At 64.1% G+C, this 13,739-nt stretch carries 17 protein-coding genes and 2 pseudogenes; 12 read left to right on the forward strand and 7 right to left on the reverse strand.

Features of this window, described 5'->3' with window-relative positions; all coding sequences use genetic code 11:
* Positions 1-89 precede the first annotated feature (89 nt).
* The 6 genes from narH to RQX22_RS18130 are packed head-to-tail and all read left to right on the forward strand — an operon-like array spanning position 90 to position 4,535.
* The gene (narH, locus tag RQX22_RS18105) at positions 90-1,601 is read left to right on the forward strand and encodes a nitrate reductase subunit beta (protein WP_315728462.1); all 1,512 of its coding nucleotides are present in this window, start codon (positions 90-92) and stop codon (positions 1,599-1,601) included.
* Positions 1,598-2,290 carry a nitrate reductase molybdenum cofactor assembly chaperone gene (gene narJ, locus RQX22_RS18110; protein ID WP_315728430.1) on the forward strand — a complete coding sequence of 231 codons (693 nt, stop codon included), beginning with the start codon at positions 1,598-1,600 and terminating at the stop codon, positions 2,288-2,290. The genes narH and narJ overlap by 4 nt, the downstream gene beginning before the upstream one ends.
* A gap of 2 nt (positions 2,291-2,292) precedes the next feature.
* Positions 2,293-3,087, forward strand: coding sequence for a respiratory nitrate reductase subunit gamma (gene narI / locus RQX22_RS18115; RefSeq protein ID WP_315728432.1), 795 nt, complete (start codon positions 2,293-2,295; stop codon positions 3,085-3,087).
* Positions 3,084-3,995: a peptidylprolyl isomerase gene (locus tag RQX22_RS18120; protein WP_315728434.1), complete on the forward strand. Its 912-nt coding sequence runs from the start codon at positions 3,084-3,086 to the stop codon at positions 3,993-3,995. The genes narI and RQX22_RS18120 overlap by 4 nt, the downstream gene beginning before the upstream one ends.
* A gap of 5 nt (positions 3,996-4,000) precedes the next feature.
* Positions 4,001-4,354, forward strand: a complete 354-nt coding sequence (locus RQX22_RS18125; protein WP_315728436.1) for a hypothetical protein — start codon at positions 4,001-4,003, stop codon at positions 4,352-4,354.
* Positions 4,326-4,535, forward strand: coding sequence for a hypothetical protein (locus RQX22_RS18130; protein ID WP_315728437.1), 210 nt, complete (start codon positions 4,326-4,328; stop codon positions 4,533-4,535). Before RQX22_RS18125 ends, RQX22_RS18130 begins: the two co-directional genes overlap by 29 nt.
* 81 nt (positions 4,536-4,616) lie before the next feature.
* Here RQX22_RS18130 and RQX22_RS18135 read toward each other — a convergent pair whose 3' ends face one another.
* Entirely contained in the window at positions 4,617-5,105 is a 489-nt protein-coding gene (locus tag RQX22_RS18135) for a hypothetical protein (RefSeq protein ID WP_315728439.1), read from the reverse strand.
* A gap of 150 nt (positions 5,106-5,255) precedes the next feature.
* Here RQX22_RS18135 and RQX22_RS18140 point away from each other — a divergent pair, with 150 nt between their 5' ends.
* Positions 5,256-5,981 carry a cyclic nucleotide-binding domain-containing protein gene (locus RQX22_RS18140; protein ID WP_315728440.1) on the forward strand — a complete coding sequence of 242 codons (726 nt, stop codon included), beginning with the start codon at positions 5,256-5,258 and terminating at the stop codon, positions 5,979-5,981.
* A gap of 66 nt (positions 5,982-6,047) precedes the next feature.
* Entirely contained in the window at positions 6,048-6,626 is a 579-nt protein-coding gene (locus tag RQX22_RS18145; RefSeq protein ID WP_315728442.1) for a cytochrome b, read from the forward strand.
* Here the strand turns inward: RQX22_RS18145 and RQX22_RS18150 are convergent.
* A complete protein-coding gene (locus tag RQX22_RS18150; RefSeq protein WP_315728444.1) occupies positions 6,623-8,011 on the reverse strand; it encodes an alginate export family protein in 1,389 nt (462 codons plus the stop codon). The genes RQX22_RS18145 and RQX22_RS18150 overlap by 4 nt on opposite strands.
* A gap of 146 nt (positions 8,012-8,157) precedes the next feature.
* Here RQX22_RS18150 and RQX22_RS18155 point away from each other — a divergent pair, with 146 nt between their 5' ends.
* Both RQX22_RS18155 and mobA read left to right on the forward strand, forming a co-directional pair.
* Positions 8,158-8,898, forward strand: coding sequence for a sulfite exporter TauE/SafE family protein (locus RQX22_RS18155; RefSeq protein WP_315728446.1), 741 nt, complete (start codon positions 8,158-8,160; stop codon positions 8,896-8,898).
* A pseudogene (gene mobA, locus RQX22_RS18160) lies at positions 8,895-9,359 on the forward strand (molybdenum cofactor guanylyltransferase); the annotation flags it as partial. The gene RQX22_RS18155 and the pseudogene mobA, both read left to right, overlap by 4 nt.
* A 138-nt stretch (positions 9,360-9,497) precedes the next feature.
* Here mobA and RQX22_RS18165 read toward each other — a convergent pair.
* Genes RQX22_RS18165 through RQX22_RS18185 form a run of 5 tightly spaced genes read right to left on the reverse strand, consistent with a single transcriptional unit; the run spans position 9,498 to position 12,411 of the window.
* Complete coding sequence (locus tag RQX22_RS18165) at positions 9,498-10,685, reverse strand: molybdopterin molybdotransferase MoeA (protein WP_315728447.1); 1,188 nt, start codon at positions 10,683-10,685, stop codon at positions 9,498-9,500.
* Complete coding sequence (gene moaC, locus RQX22_RS18170; RefSeq protein WP_315728449.1) at positions 10,682-11,170, reverse strand: cyclic pyranopterin monophosphate synthase MoaC; 489 nt, start codon at positions 11,168-11,170, stop codon at positions 10,682-10,684. Before moaC ends, RQX22_RS18165 begins: the two co-directional genes overlap by 4 nt.
* Positions 11,167-11,703, reverse strand: coding sequence for a molybdenum cofactor biosynthesis protein B (gene moaB, locus RQX22_RS18175; protein WP_315728451.1), 537 nt, complete (start codon positions 11,701-11,703; stop codon positions 11,167-11,169). The genes moaC and moaB overlap by 4 nt, the downstream gene beginning before the upstream one ends.
* Complete coding sequence (locus tag RQX22_RS18180; protein WP_315728453.1) at positions 11,691-12,173, reverse strand: molybdenum cofactor biosynthesis protein MoaE; 483 nt, start codon at positions 12,171-12,173, stop codon at positions 11,691-11,693. Before RQX22_RS18180 ends, moaB begins: the two co-directional genes overlap by 13 nt.
* Positions 12,166-12,411: a MoaD/ThiS family protein gene (locus RQX22_RS18185; protein ID WP_315728455.1), complete on the reverse strand. Its 246-nt coding sequence runs from the start codon at positions 12,409-12,411 to the stop codon at positions 12,166-12,168. The genes RQX22_RS18180 and RQX22_RS18185 overlap by 8 nt, the downstream gene beginning before the upstream one ends.
* Before the next feature lie 313 nt (positions 12,412-12,724).
* On the opposite strand from RQX22_RS18185, the gene RQX22_RS19375 reads away from it, so the two are divergent.
* Complete coding sequence (locus RQX22_RS19375; protein WP_410001661.1) at positions 12,725-13,105, forward strand: c-type cytochrome; 381 nt, start codon at positions 12,725-12,727, stop codon at positions 13,103-13,105.
* A gap of 75 nt (positions 13,106-13,180) precedes the next feature.
* Positions 13,181-13,739, forward strand: a pseudogene (locus RQX22_RS19405) (IS6 family transposase); the annotation flags it as partial.

The following is a 13,739-nucleotide window of genomic DNA, read 5'->3' on the forward strand; positions in this document are numbered from 1 at the left end:
CGACAAGTGCATCGGCTGCCACACCTGCTCGATCACCTGCAAGAACGTATGGACCAATCGCGAAGGCGTCGAGTATGTCTGGTTCAACAATGTCGAGACCAAGCCCGGCATCGGCTATCCCAAGGATTGGGAAAATCAGGATCGCTGGCAAGGCGGCTGGATCAGGAAGAAGAACGGCAAGATCGTGCCCCGCCAGGGTGGAAAATGGCGGATCCTTTCGAAGATNCTATCCCAAGGATTGGGAAAATCAGGATCGCTGGCAAGGCGGCTGGATCAGGAAGAAGAACGGCAAGATCGTGCCCCGCCAGGGTGGAAAATGGCGGATCCTTTCGAAGATTTTCGCCAACCCGCATCTTCCCGAAATCGACGATTTCTACGAACCCTATACCTTCGAATATGAGTGGCTGCAGTCCGCACCCGAACTGCAGGCGCAGCCGACCGCCCGTCCGCGATCGCTGGTGACGGGCGAGCTGCTCAACAAGATCGAGTGGAGCGGGAATTGGGAGGACATGCTGGGCGGCGAATTTTCCAAGCGCTCGCACGATTACAATTTCAATGGCGTCGAGAAGGAGATTTACGGCCAGTTCGAGAAAACCTTCATGATGTACCTGCCGAGGTTATGCGAGCATTGCCTCAACCCAGCCTGCCTCGCCTCCTGTCCTTCCGGCGCGATCTATAAGCGCGAGGAGGATGGCATCGTCCTCATCGATCAGGAGAAGTGTCGCGGCTGGCGCATGTGCGTGTCCGGATGCCCATACAAAAAGATCTACTACAATTGGTCGACCGGAAAATCCGAGAAGTGCATCTTCTGCTATCCAAGGATCGAAACTGGCCAGCCCACGGTCTGCTCCGAAACCTGCGTCGGCCGCATCCGCTATCTGGGCGTTGTTCTTTACGATGCCGACCGTATCGAGGAGGCTGCCTCGGTCGAGGACCCGAAGGATCTTTATCCGGCCCAGCTCGGCGTCTTTCTCGATCCGAACGACGTTGCGGTGCAGGAGCAGGCCCGGCGCGACGGCGTTCCGGAGCAGTGGCTGGAGGCCGCCACCCGGTCGCCGATCTGGAAGATGGCGATGGAGTGGAAGATCGCCTTCCCGCTTCACCCGGAATACCGGACTTTGCCGATGGTCTGGTACGTGCCGCCCTTGTCGCCGATCCAGTCCGCCGCGGAAGCGGGCAAGATGTCGGTTCTGGACGGCATGCCGGATGTGCGAAGCCTGCGCATTCCGCTCAAATATCTCGCCAACCTGCTGACCGCCGGCGACGAGGAGCCGATTGCCAAGGCGCTCGAACGGATGCTTGCGATGCGTTCCTATATGCGCGCGAAGACCGTCGAGGGCCGCATCGATGAATCGATTCCGGCGCGGGTCGGCCTTACCCGCGCGAAGATGGAGGAGATGTACAAGATTATGGCGCTTGCTGCCTATGAGGATCGCTATGTCATCCCCACAACGCACCGGGAGCTGGAGGAGGATGCCTATGTCCTTCGCGGCGCGACCGGCTTCGGGTTTCGCGAGGGCACCGACGGGTCGACCAAGGTCAATTTGTTCGGAAGCGCCAAGCGCACCTCCCGCAAAGCCAATATGGACGTGCCGACATGAAGCTGACCTTGCGCGCCTTGACTGTGTTGCTCAGCTACCCGTCGGAGGACATCCAGGCGCATGTCGGCGAAATTCGTGAGGCGATCGCCGGCGAGGCGGTGTTGCCCGGCGCCGCGATGCGAAAGCTCGAACCACTGCTCGCAAGCTTCGAGACGGAGGAGCTGCTCGATCTCCAGTCCACTTACTCGGAGCTGTTCGACCGTTCCCGCTCGCTTTCGCTGCATTTGTTCGAACATGTCCATGGCGACAGCCGTGAGCGCGGCCAGGCGATGATAGATCTTGGCAAGCAATATATCGAGAGCGGCTTCTTCCTCGAGGCGAGCGAGCTGCCGGATTTCGTGCCGGTTTTTCTCGAATATACCTCCTGCCTCCCGCGTGCCGAAGCGCGCGAGATGCTCGGTCAGCCGGGCCATGTCTTCGCCGCTTTGGCCGAGCGCCTCGATAAGAGGGAATCGGCCTATGCCGGTATATTTCACGCCATCGTCGCCCTCGCGGGGGTTCGTCCGGACGCCGGCGCGATCGCGGAACTCGCCGAGAACACGCCGGACGAGGATCCGGGAACGATCGACGAGGAATGGGAAGAGGCGCCGGTGTCGTTCAGCAGCGGCGGTGCGCACGAAATGGGCGGGCCGACCGGTTTCGTCGCGAAGATCAGGGCCTCGAACCGGCCGGTGAACAAGGAGGTTTGACGATGGGCGATTTCATCAACCAGCTGGCGTTCGGCTGGTATCCGTATCTCGCGGTCACCGTCCTCGTCCTCGGCAGCATTCTGCGCTTCGACGCCAACCAGTATAGCTGGCGCTCCCAGTCCAGCCAGTTCCTCCGGCGCCGTCAGATGGTGCTTGGCTCCAACCTCTTCCATCTCGGCATATTGGTCCTGTTGGGCGGGCACCTCGTCGGGTTGCTGACGCCGATCAACGTGTTCGACATGGCCGGTATCAGCCACGGCTTCAAGCAGACGATGGCGCTTGTGGTCGGGGGGATCGCCGGCGTCGCCGCGTTCGTCGGATGCTCGCTGCTGCTGCATCGGCGTCTGTTCGATCCGCGCATCCGCCGCTCCTCCTCCTGGGGCGACATAATCGTGTTGGCGCTGATTTGGCTGCAGCTCGTTCTCGGCATCGCCACCACCTACTGGACGATGAAGCATCTCGACGGCAGCGAAATGGTCCGGTTTATGGGCTGGGCGCAAGGCGTCCTGACCCTCGATTCCGCCGCCCCGCAGCTGATCAAGGATGTGGCGCTGGTTTACAAGCTCCACATCATCCTGGGACTCACCTTGTTCCTGATCACGCCTTTCACCCGGCTGGTGCACATCTGGAGTGCTCCGATCTGGTTCCTGCTCCGGCCGGGCTATCAGATCGTGCGGTCGCGGATTCCGCTGAGGCGCCGAAAGCCTTCTCCGACCCACGGGCCCGCCGGTACGGCGCCGACTTATGGCGGCACGGCCGTGCTGCGGGCGCAGGCGGAAAGCGGCCAGCAGTCATGACCCGCCGGCTCGACGTCATCAATCTCGGCGACCCGGCTCAGCGTCTCAAGCCGGGCATGCCGAGCGCCTGCGAGAGCGGCGGCTGTGGCGGAGGCCCGGAGCCGCTGATCCCGCCGCCGCCGAGCTTCGGCGAGGTCCGCGTCAACGGTGTGGACATCGAACCCGAGGCGATCGCGCAGGAGATCCAGCACCATCCAGCCCCCGACGCCGAAACAGCCTGGGTCGAGGCCGCGCGCGCCCTGGCCGTGCGCGAGCTGCTGCTCCAGGAAGCGCAGCGGCTCGGGATCGAGGCCGAGTCCGAAACCGACGAGGCCGGCCGGACCGAAGCGGAGGACGACGCTTTGGTGCGCGCCCTTATCGAGCAGGAAGTCCACCCGGAAAAGCCCGGTGAGAAAGAATGCAGCCGCTATTACGAGGCCAATGTCGCCCGCTTTCGGACGCCCGATTTGTTCGAGGCCGCGCACATACTGATCGAGCCGGAAGGCATGGACGAGGCGGCCTGGGCAACCGCGGAAGAGCAAGCGCGCGCTATCGCCGCGAAGGTCGGGGACGATGCCAATGCCTTCGCTGAGGCGGCGCGGACGCTCTCGCAATGCCCGTCCGCGCGGCAGGACGGGTCGCTGGGCCAGATCCGGCGCGGCGAGATGGTGCCTTCGGTTCAGGAAGGAATCGAGGCGTTGGCCCAAGCCACGACCGGACGCGAGCCGGTACGGTCCCGCTTCGGCTGGCATGTGTTGCGTCTCCACCGCCGGATCGAGGGGCAGACGCTGCCGTTCGAGGTCGTTCGGGACAAGATCGCCGACATGCTCGAAGCGCGGAGCTGGACCCTCGAAGCGTCCCGCTACGTGGTGGCGCTGGCCGCGCGGGGGCAGGTGGAAGGCGTGATCATCGAAGGTCCGAGCGGCTGATGCCAATGCTGGGAGACATTCTGGCGGCCGCCAGAACTTCCACCAATGGATTTCAGGCATGGCTCCAGAAATCCGACCCCGCTTTGGCCGTCCAGGTCGCCGAAGCGGCGATGAAAATGGATACGCTTCCGGCGGGCTATGTCCGTGCCGCCATTGCCGATTTCGCGCGTTTCGCCGCCGAAGAGGATTGGGCAACCCTCATTTCGAGCCTCAGAAACACCGACGATCCAGGGACAATCTGTCTGCTGGCGATGGTGCATTGGCGCTTGACAGCACCGGCTTGCGGCAATCACTCCTACGATCAGCACCACCATCGTTCAGGAGCGGCGAATGACCAATCCACCGACAGATCGGCCTGAAGAGGCTCCGCTCAATCCTGCCCTCAAGAGCCGGACCGATACAACCTACAATACCAGTACAACGACACCCGCCCCCTTCGATACGGCTTCCGCGAAGGAAGGCGAAGGCAAGGGATGGCCGATCATCTGGTTGGTGGTGACATTGATCTGCGTGGCGCTGGCAATCTATTTCATCGTTTGAACGGGCGCCGGTCACAGCCATTCGACGGTTGATGCGTGTGTCGCTTCGGCCGCGGCGCGATGCCGCACGAAACGCATTGCATCAGGCAGCGGTTTCGGCGGCGGCACCGCTAATGCCGGCGGCGCCCGGCTGAACCACTTTGGCGAAGGTGACGCCGTCGAGGTCGAGGCCGAGCGCGGTCCATCCTTCCGCCTTGTCCGACCTGCCGTCGGCATAGCCCCGGCTCCGCATCGCCAGCATCATCGCCGCGCATCCCAGCTCGGCGGCGCGCCGCTCGAGCCCTTCGCACAGCGCCTTCCTGGCGGGCGCCAGCCGGTTAAGTTCGAAGGTGACGACCGTATCGACCTTCATCGTGCGGCCGTGGCGCAGGACGTCGTCGACTTCGTACGTAGCGAGACCGTGCAGGGTCCAATCGCCAGCGAATACGCCCAGGATCCCCCCGCCGTCGGCGATCAGCGCATCGGCAAATTCCCGCCACCGTTGGAAGGCGACCTCGGGCGCGGCCATCCGGATCAGCGCATAGGCTTCCGGGATCTGATCTTTGCGAAGCTCGGAAACGCTGAATTGCACGATGAAAACGGACTGCCGGGGATAAATTTCTGCAGGATCAGACTAAGGGACATTCCTTATTCGTCCTTGAGGCAGATCACTTTATCGGTTGAGCCAGATCACGAGCCGTTGCCGGCTGCCGACAGGAAAGACCCGCTTGTGCTTGCACCCGTGACTCGACATGCGACGCCACTCCCGGCCGGCCATCCTTGCCTCGCCTGTGACGTGCGCACGATCGCGGTTTGTGGCGTGCTCGATTGCGGCGATCTCGCGCGGATGCGCACCCTTGGCCGGACGATGCGGCTGAAGGCGGGGCAGCCGATATTCCACGAAGGAGACCAGGCGACCCGGGTCTTCACCGTCACCAGCGGGACGCTCAAGCTCTACAAATTGCTCGCCGACGGTCGCAGGCAGATCACCGGCTTCATGTTCCCCGGCGATTTCATGGGCATCAGTGTCGACGACGAACATGCCTTCACCGTCGAGGCTCTGGACGACGCGATATTGTGCTCGTTTCCGCGCAACCGATTCGATGAATTTGCCGGCGAGCATCCGCAGCTGGAGCGCGAGCTGTACCGCCTCGCCACCCACGAGTTGGCCGCCGCGCAGAGGCAGATGGTGCTGCTCGGCCGCAAGACCGCGGTGGAGCGGCTGGCCAGCTTCTTCATCACCCTGCTCGACCGGACCGGAAAGATGGTTGAGGATGGCCGCGAATATATCGACCTGCCGATGAGCCGGTCCGACGTTGCCGACTATCTCGGGCTCACCAAGGAAACGGTCAGCCGCGTCCTGGCGCTGCTCAAGGATCAGCGCCTGATCCGGCTCGATACGCTCAACCGGATCGAGATCCTCGACGGCGGTAGGCTGGTCGACATGGCCGAAGGCGTGACCGACTAAGGCCAGCAACCGGATGCGTGCGCTGGATCAATGCGGAATGGTTCGGCGGCAGCAAGAATGCAGCACATGACCATCACGAAACCCGCTGCGCGTCATGCTCCGGCCTCCATAGCCTTGCACTGGCTGATGTTCCTGCTGCTGGTCGCCGTCTATGCGACGATCGAGCTGCGGGAATATTTTCCCAAGGGCAGCGGTCCGCGCGAAGCGCTGAAGGCCTGGCACTTTACCGCGGGTCTGACCGTCTTCGCTCTGGTCTGGCTGCGGCTTATCATTCGTCTGCTGAAGCCGCCTCTCTTGATTCTGCCGCGACTGTCGAAATGGCAAAGACACGTCTCGAATGGCGTCCATATCGCCTTATACGTGTTCATGATCGGGATGCCGCTGCTCGGCTGGTTGAGCTTGAGTGCCGAGGGCAAGCTGCTCCGGTGGTTCGGCATCCACATCCCTGCCCTGGTCGGCCGCGACGATGCCTTCGCCGAACGGATCGGGGAGCTGCACGAAACAATCGGCTCCGCCGGCTATGTCCTCATCGGGTTCCACGCCGCCGCCGCCTTGTTCCATCATTATGTCCTGAAGGACGATGTCCTGATGAGAATGTTTCCCTGGCGCTCGCGTGCTCGGTCTGAAGCCAAGGTCAAAGCCTAGAAACGCAACGTCGCGCTCGCCATCATGAAGTCGATGCTGTCGCCGCCGACGGCGCGGATCGCGCCTCCGGCCGAATGGTGGAGATAATAGCCGCGCAGCGCCAGGTTGCGGTTCACCTGGAAATTGGCGTCGAGTGTGTAAACCCGCCCTATTTCCCGCGCGCGATTGCCGCGGGTCGCCGCGAGTGGCGCCGAAGGTCCGAGATAGACGGCGTCGTCCCGATCTTCGCGCCACTTGAGTTGGACGGCAGCCTGGACGGTCAGCCGCTCCGCCGGCTGGACGCGGAGGCTCGGCCGAATGGCCAGGAGGTTGGTCCAGCTCGTCACATTCGCCTCGTTGAAATAGGGGCCGCTGGGGAAAAGCGGATGGAAGCCGCTTATTCTGTCGTCGGCGGGATCGCCGTCGCCCGAGCCGGCGTCGAACCGCAGGCCGAATCTCGGCTTCACCGGCGAGGACGCCCATGTGTAGCCGATGTCGGCCGAGGCTGCCCATGCGCCGATGTCCCGCCCCATCGACCTGCCTAATTGATAGACGCCTTCATTGTCCCAGTCCCAATGACCGCTGGTACCGGCGTGCCGCAGCCCAAGGCTGTGGCGGCGCTCGTCTCCGAGCACGGGCCCGCTGCCCAGCTTCTCGCGATCGAGCAGGAACCAATAAGCGTCGATCGAGGAAGCGCCTTTGGTGCCGAGCCGGTGGGAAAAATAGAGGCCGCCGAATGTCTGTTCGTCATTGCCTTCATTATCGAGCACGCCCGGCTTGAGCGTGACGGGCCGAGTGAAGAACGCCTCCAGCCGCAAGGGGCCGTGTTGATAGGTGGCCCGGCCGCCTTCGAAATTCTGGCGGACGTTGGTGCCGTCGCGAAAGGAGACGAAGCGTTGCAGCGGGCTGAACATCATCTCCTGACGCCCGAGCCGCAGCCTGAGGCCGGCGGTAGGCGTGAGATCGACGAAGAACTGGTGAACATCCAGCCGGTCGCGATCGGGCAGCAGGATCTGCTTCTTCCCGAGCGCCTCGTGCGTGCCGAGCTGCGCGAAAACACGGACCGTGGTGCCGAGGTGCAGATCGGCATGGACGAGAATGCGCTGGAGTCCATATTGATCGGCCTGTCCGCCGGCGAGGCCGAAGCGCGGCGCATCGAAAAGCTCGACCCGCTCGCGCAGCTCGCCGCCCAGCGAAAGATAAAGAGCGCCGGAACTGTCGAGCGGGATATATTTATAGCTATCCTGCCAATGGCCGCGCCGCGCGGGATCGGCGAGATAGGAATAATCCTCCGTGGTTCGGTCCGGCCGGAAAGGCGGCGGCGCGGCCGGGTCCGCATGCGCCGCGCCGGCGAGGAGCGCCAGCGTCAGCATGGCGGAGCAAGACGCTGCCGATTTGAAAATCATTGGAAACTCCGCCCCAAACTTGCTTGTGTCGAAGCCGGCCTAGCGCGCCGCGAGGGGGGAGGGATGATCTAGCGCAAAAATGGCACAAATGAAGTAGCTTGTTCTGGACGGAACCCCGTTCGCGATCCGCTTGGAATGAAAGAAATATGGATCCTACGACGATCGTGTGGATGGCCTTGCTGATGGGCCTTGCGGCCGCGCTCTATTCGGCCGTGGGCCATGGCGGCGCTTCGGCCTATCTCGCGATCATGGCCCTGTTTTCGGTCGCGCCCGAGACCATGCGGCCGACCGCGCTCGCGCTCAACCTGATCGTTTCCGGTTTCGCCGCGTGGCGCTATTTTCGCGGCGGCCAGTTCAATTCCGGCCTGTTCCTCGCCTTCGCGGTTACGGCGGTGCCGATGGCTTTCCTTGGCGGCCGCGTCCAACTTCCGCCGGAAATCTACCGGCCGTTGGTCGGGGCGGTCCTGTGGCTCGCCGCGATCCGCTTCCTGTGGCAACCGGCGCGGCTCGCCGAACGGACGGTGCGGCCGCCCAGGCTGGTGATCGTCTTGCCGACCGGCGCCGGGCTGGGTTTCCTCGCCGGCCTGACCGGTACCGGCGGCGGCATCTTTCTGAGCCCGCTCATCCTGCTGTTTCGCTGGGAAGAGCCGCGCCGCACCTCCGGCGTCGCCGCCGCCTTCATCTTCGTGAATTCGGCCGCGGGCCTGGCCGGCAATGTCACCGCCGTGGAGGCGATGCCGGCCGCGCTTCCCTGGTTCGCTGCCTCGGTCGCGGCAGGCGCCCTGGCCGGCACATGGCTGGGGATGGAGAAATTGCCCCGCCCGCAATTGCTGCAGGCGCTTGGTCTGGTCCTGACCATCGCCGGCGCGAAGCTGATTTTCTCATGAGACCGGCGGCGGACGCGGTGGCGGTGGTCCTGCTTGCCGGTGGCGAGGGCCGGCGGATCGGAGGCGCCAAGCCCCTGCGCCTGGTCGGCGGACGACCCTTGCTGGCGCGACCTCTGGAAGCGGCCACGGGCTGGTCCGACTCGATCGCCGTGGCGGTTCGTGACGCAACCCAGGTGGGCGACACCGGCAATGCCGAACTGGTGCTCGACGATTCGGCCATCGAAGGCCCGCTCGGGGGACTGGCTTCCGCCCTCCGCTTCGCGCGTGAGCGGGGCAGGCAGGCGGTGCTTACGCTTCCCTGCGACATGCCTTTCCTTCCGAACGACCTTCTCCAGCGCCTGTCCGCGGCGATGGGCGTCAAGAACGCCGCGATTGCCGCCAGCGGCGGGTCGTTGCATCCGGTCTGCGGGCTGTGGCGAATGGCCGCGCTGACGGCGCTACCGGCCTATGCAGCCAGGGGGCGACGATCCTTGCGGGGTTTCGCCGAGGCCGTCGGCTATGTCGAAGTGGTTTGGCCGGCTGAACCAACCGATCCCTTCTTCAACGTCAACCGCGAGGAAGATCTCGCGCGCCGAGCGGATGCTCAATGGCTCCTGACCCTAGAAGTCCAGCACGTCGACCATCTCGCCGGCGTCTCGGGCCGGCGCGCAGGCGCGGCGACGCACGAGAATATCGGCCATGGCGAGCATCTTCTGGGCGCTCGAATCCTGATTGGAGAGGGGAACCGCCATCCCGTTCAGCCAGCGCGCGCGCGCGAAGGTTTCGCGCGCGCCGCACGGGCCGATCGCCGCGGCGAGCGGCGCCGGACGCCAGCGCAGGGCCGAAGCCGGCGGCCGCCCGGACAGACCGGCCAACAACGGCGCAAGCAACAGCCGCGCGGTGACCAAAGCCGAGCCGGGATTGCCGGGAAGACCGATCACGATCGTGCGTCCCGCGCGTCCCAGCCAGACCGGCTTGCCCGGCTTGATCGCCACTTTCGAGAATATGAGATCGAGGCCGTAAGGCGCGAACATCTGCTTGGCATAATCCTTCTCGCCGACCGACGCGCCACCGGTAACGACAAGGATGTCCGCACTGGCGAGCGCCTCGCCGGCGATCCTCTCCATGGTCGGCAGCTCGTCCCGGAGTCGCCTTTTTCCCACGAAGGTGGCGCCCCAATCCAATGCGAGCGCGGCCACGCCGAAGGACACGCTTTCGGGGATTGTCCCACTCCCGTCCCGCGCCTGGCCCGGATCGACCAATTCGTCGCCGGTGCTTAGCACGAAGAGGCGCGGTTGCCGCCAGACCGCGACCTCGGCGACATCGGCCGCCGCCGCCGCGACCAGCGCCCTGGCGTCCATCGGCCGGCCCGGCTCGAGCAGAATGTCGCCTTCCTTGAAATCCGATCCCCGGCCGCGGATGTGGCGGCCAGGCCCGGGCGCCTCGTCGATGATCGCCAGCGCGCCTTCGCGGTGGACATTCTCCTGCATCACCACTCGGTCGGCACCTTCCGGGATCGGCGCGCCGGTGAAGATGCGAACGGCCTCTCCGGCGTTCAACCGCGCCTCGCAACCCCCCGCGGGGAAGGATTCGCCGATGACCTTCAGCGCGGCGGGAAATAGGTCGAGATCGGTCTCGCGTACGGCATAGCCGTCCATCGCCGACACGTCGCTTGGCGGGGCGCTCATCCGGGCGAGCACCGGCTCGGCGAGAATGCGGCCTCGCGCGTCGGCGATTGCCAGCCTTTCCCTGCCCAGCGGCAGTGCGATTTCGCCGACCAGCCGGACGGCTTCGTCGAAGTCGATCATTCGGCCGGGCCCGTCTCGTCCCAGCCGCCCGATTTGCCTCCGCTCTTGCCGATGACGCGCACCTCGCCGATCGTCATCGTCCGGTCGATCGCCTTCAGCATGTCGAACAAGGTAAGGCAGGCGACCGACACGGCGGTCAGCTCCTCCATCTCCACGCCGGTGACGCCTTGGGTGCGGACCTCCGCCGTGACATGAAAGCCGGGCAGGGCGTTGTCGATCGCGATCGTCACCGCGACCTTGGTCAGCGAGAGCGGGTGGCAGAGCGGGATCAGATCGGCGGTCCGCTTGGCCGCCATCACTCCGGCCAGCTCCGCGGTCTGGATCACCGATCCCTTAGGCGCGGTGCCGGCGCGGACCTGATCCAGCGTTTCCGGCTGGCAGCGCAGCACGCCTTGTGCATTCGCGACGCGGAGCGTCGCTTCCTTGCCGGCAACATCGACCATGCGTGCACGGCCTTCCGCGTCGAGATGACTGAGTCCGCTCATGCGCAGACATGCCTCAGCCGCGGGATCTGGCCGGCAAGCGAGCAGGGCCGGTAACGGCTGTCGAGCTCCAGGACGAGCACCAGGTCCCAGCCGTCGCGGCAGGCGCCGGTCGATCCCGGAAGGCAGAAGATGAAGGTGTCGTCGATCTGGCCGGCAAAGGCGCGCGACTGCAAGGTGGAAACGCCGACCGTGCCCAGGCTCGCCTGATGGAACACCACCGCAAAGCCGTCCATTTCGCGGCGGAACAACGGCTTCACCGCTTCGGGTGTGACGTCGCGCGGTGCAAAGCCTGTTCCGCCGGTGCTGAGGATCAGATCGATATCTGGCGAATCTGCCCAGGTTTCCACCTGGGTGCGGATCGCCGTCACCTCGTCACTAACGATCGCGCGGGCGGCAAGTTCATGCCCGGCGGCGGTCAGTCGCTCGACCAGCAACCCTCCCGAAGTGTCCGTTTCCTCGATTCGGGTGTCGGAAATGGTCAACACCGCGATCCGCAGCGGATGGAAAGTCAGGCTTGCGTCTATTCCGGGCATGGGTCGCTCCAGCGGGCGAGATCGGCCCGATCGGCCTCGGTTGGCTCGATCCACCGCGATCCGTCAACCCCGTCTTCCCGTTTCCAGAACATCGCTTCGGTCTTGAGCCGGTCCATCAAATAGTCGGCCGCTTCGAAAGCCGCGCGGCGATGGGCGGAAGCGGCGGCGGCGATCACGATCGGCTCGCCGGGCGCGACGGCGCCGCAGCGATGCACGACGAGAGCGTCGTCGATATCGAAGCGGTCAAGCGCGGCCGCGGCGATGGTTTCGAGCGAATGCTCGGTCATGCCGGGATAATGATCGAGGAACAGGCCGCGGACGATTTCTCCCTCCTTGTCCCGGCCGCGGGCGATGCCGACGAAGCTCACCACCGCACCGGCGCCGGACAGCCGCGCCATGAACGACGCGAGCTCGCGGTCAGGCATCAGTGCCTCGGCTGCCAGCCGAGCGTGAACATTGGGTTCAGCCACCAGACAGGACCGAAAACAAGGCCACTTCCTGGCCGGGCGAAATCGCGAAGCTGTCGTCCACGATCTCCTGATCCACTGCGAAGCGCAGCGCCCCACTGGCGAGGTCGGAGGTCATTGCCGGCCATTGCTCGGCAAGCGCGTGGCGAAGCTCCGCAATCGTGCACCCGTCCGAGGCCAGCGCCGCATCGACCTCGCGGCCGATCCGTTCACCCAATTGTCCGAACAGCAAAATCTTCATTCGTCCGTACATCTCCCGGGCAGCGCCTAGCTTTTCCTCTCGCTCCTTGATTGACGCAGGTCAACGCCTGCCCCGCCCGCCGAGGAATCTACCCTCGCGATTCGCCACCGTTCCTCAACCGGGGCGAAAGGCGGAGCTGAGTCGAATTCTACATAAGGTTAGCCGGCGCCGGCCCCTCCGGTCAGTCCCGGCTCCAATCTCTAAAGTGCATCGGCGTTGAAACAGGCCGCCCCTTTTGCGCCCCTCCGATCCACTTGATTGCTTTCGACCCGCGCGCCTAGGTGGTACAAGCCAGTTCTGCGGTCATAGGTGAATGCGATCCGCGTCGGAGAAGACATTGAAGCTCCTGCACCTGCTCTGCCTCACGCTGCTTCTGTCAGCTTGTCAGAAACTCCCACCAGCCGAACCGGCTGCGTCAACCGCCTCGTCCGAGGGGCAAGGCTTTGCGCAGGCATCATGCGGGGGATGCCATGCAGTCGGACGCTACGGCAGGTCATCGATTTCGAACGCTCCCCCTTTCCGTGTTATCGCCAACCAGGAAGGCCTGACTGCGGAGACGCTCTCTTTCTGGCTAAATGGCGCGCATAATTATCCGACAGAGATGGATTTTCACCTCCGTCCGCCTGAGGTAGAGAAGCTTGTGGCTTATATGCTTACATTAAGAGATCCAAATTACAGGCGGCCACCCGACTGACTAATTATTCCCGGGGTGCTGTCAAAGCTAGTGCACCGAGTAGCGATTGAGGCTCGTACAGGCTAAAGCGCCGGCATGCCTCGTCCTCGCAAACCCGCCAGTCCGTTCAGATATTTCAACTCGTCGCCCGAGGTCATTCGCCTCGTTGTGATGCTGTATGTTCGCTTCCCGCTGTCGCTGAGAAACGTGGAAGACCTGCTGTTCGAACGCGGGATCGATCTTTGCCACGAGACGGTGCGGCATTGGTGGAACAGGTTTGGGCCCATGTTCGCGGCAGATATCCGCCGTCAGCGGGTCAGCCGCATGCGCGGCTTTCGCCACTGGAAGTTTCCCTCGACGAAATGTACGTCAAGCTCAACGGCGAGATGGTGTACCTCTGGAGAGCCGTCGATCACGAAGGTGAGGTGCTCGAAAGCTACGTCACCAGGACCAGGGACAAGGCGGCAGCTCTCAAGTTCATGAAGAAGGCGCTCAAGCGCCACGGCTCAGCTGAGGTGATTACCACCGACGGCCTCAGGTCCTACAAGGCAGCGATGACGGAACTCGGCTGCGCCGAGAAGCAGGAGGTCGGTCGCTGGGCCAACAACAGGGTCGAGAACGGGACTGTCAGGAGTTTTGTGCGTGAGGCCATATG

The organism is Sphingosinicella rhizophila (assembly GCF_032378825.1).
GTDB lineage: Bacteria > Pseudomonadota > Alphaproteobacteria > Sphingomonadales > Sphingomonadaceae > Allosphingosinicella > Allosphingosinicella rhizophila.

Coding starts and splice junctions, on each gene's coding strand:
- narJ (WP_315728430.1), top strand. CDS start 1,598: ATGAAGCTGACCTTGCGCGCCTTGACTGTGTTGCTCAGCTACCCGTCG.
- narI (WP_315728432.1), top strand. CDS start 2,293: ATGGGCGATTTCATCAACCAGCTGGCGTTCGGCTGGTATCCGTATCTC.
- RQX22_RS18120 (WP_315728434.1), top strand. CDS start 3,084: ATGACCCGCCGGCTCGACGTCATCAATCTCGGCGACCCGGCTCAGCGT.
- RQX22_RS18125 (WP_315728436.1), top strand. CDS start 4,001: ATGCTGGGAGACATTCTGGCGGCCGCCAGAACTTCCACCAATGGATTT.
- RQX22_RS18130 (WP_315728437.1), top strand. CDS start 4,326: ATGACCAATCCACCGACAGATCGGCCTGAAGAGGCTCCGCTCAATCCT.
- RQX22_RS18145 (WP_315728442.1), top strand. CDS start 6,048: ATGACCATCACGAAACCCGCTGCGCGTCATGCTCCGGCCTCCATAGCC.
- RQX22_RS18150 (WP_315728444.1), bottom strand. CDS start 8,011: ATGATTTTCAAATCGGCAGCGTCTTGCTCCGCCATGCTGACGCTGGCG.
- RQX22_RS18155 (WP_315728446.1), top strand. CDS start 8,158: ATGGATCCTACGACGATCGTGTGGATGGCCTTGCTGATGGGCCTTGCG.
- RQX22_RS18165 (WP_315728447.1), bottom strand. CDS start 10,685: ATGATCGACTTCGACGAAGCCGTCCGGCTGGTCGGCGAAATCGCACTG.
- moaC (WP_315728449.1), bottom strand. CDS start 11,170: ATGAGCGGACTCAGTCATCTCGACGCGGAAGGCCGTGCACGCATGGTC.
- moaB (WP_315728451.1), bottom strand. CDS start 11,703: ATGCCCGGAATAGACGCAAGCCTGACTTTCCATCCGCTGCGGATCGCG.
- RQX22_RS18185 (WP_315728455.1), bottom strand. CDS start 12,411: ATGAAGATTTTGCTGTTCGGACAATTGGGTGAACGGATCGGCCGCGAG.
- RQX22_RS19375 (WP_410001661.1), top strand. CDS start 12,725: ATGCGATCCGCGTCGGAGAAGACATTGAAGCTCCTGCACCTGCTCTGC.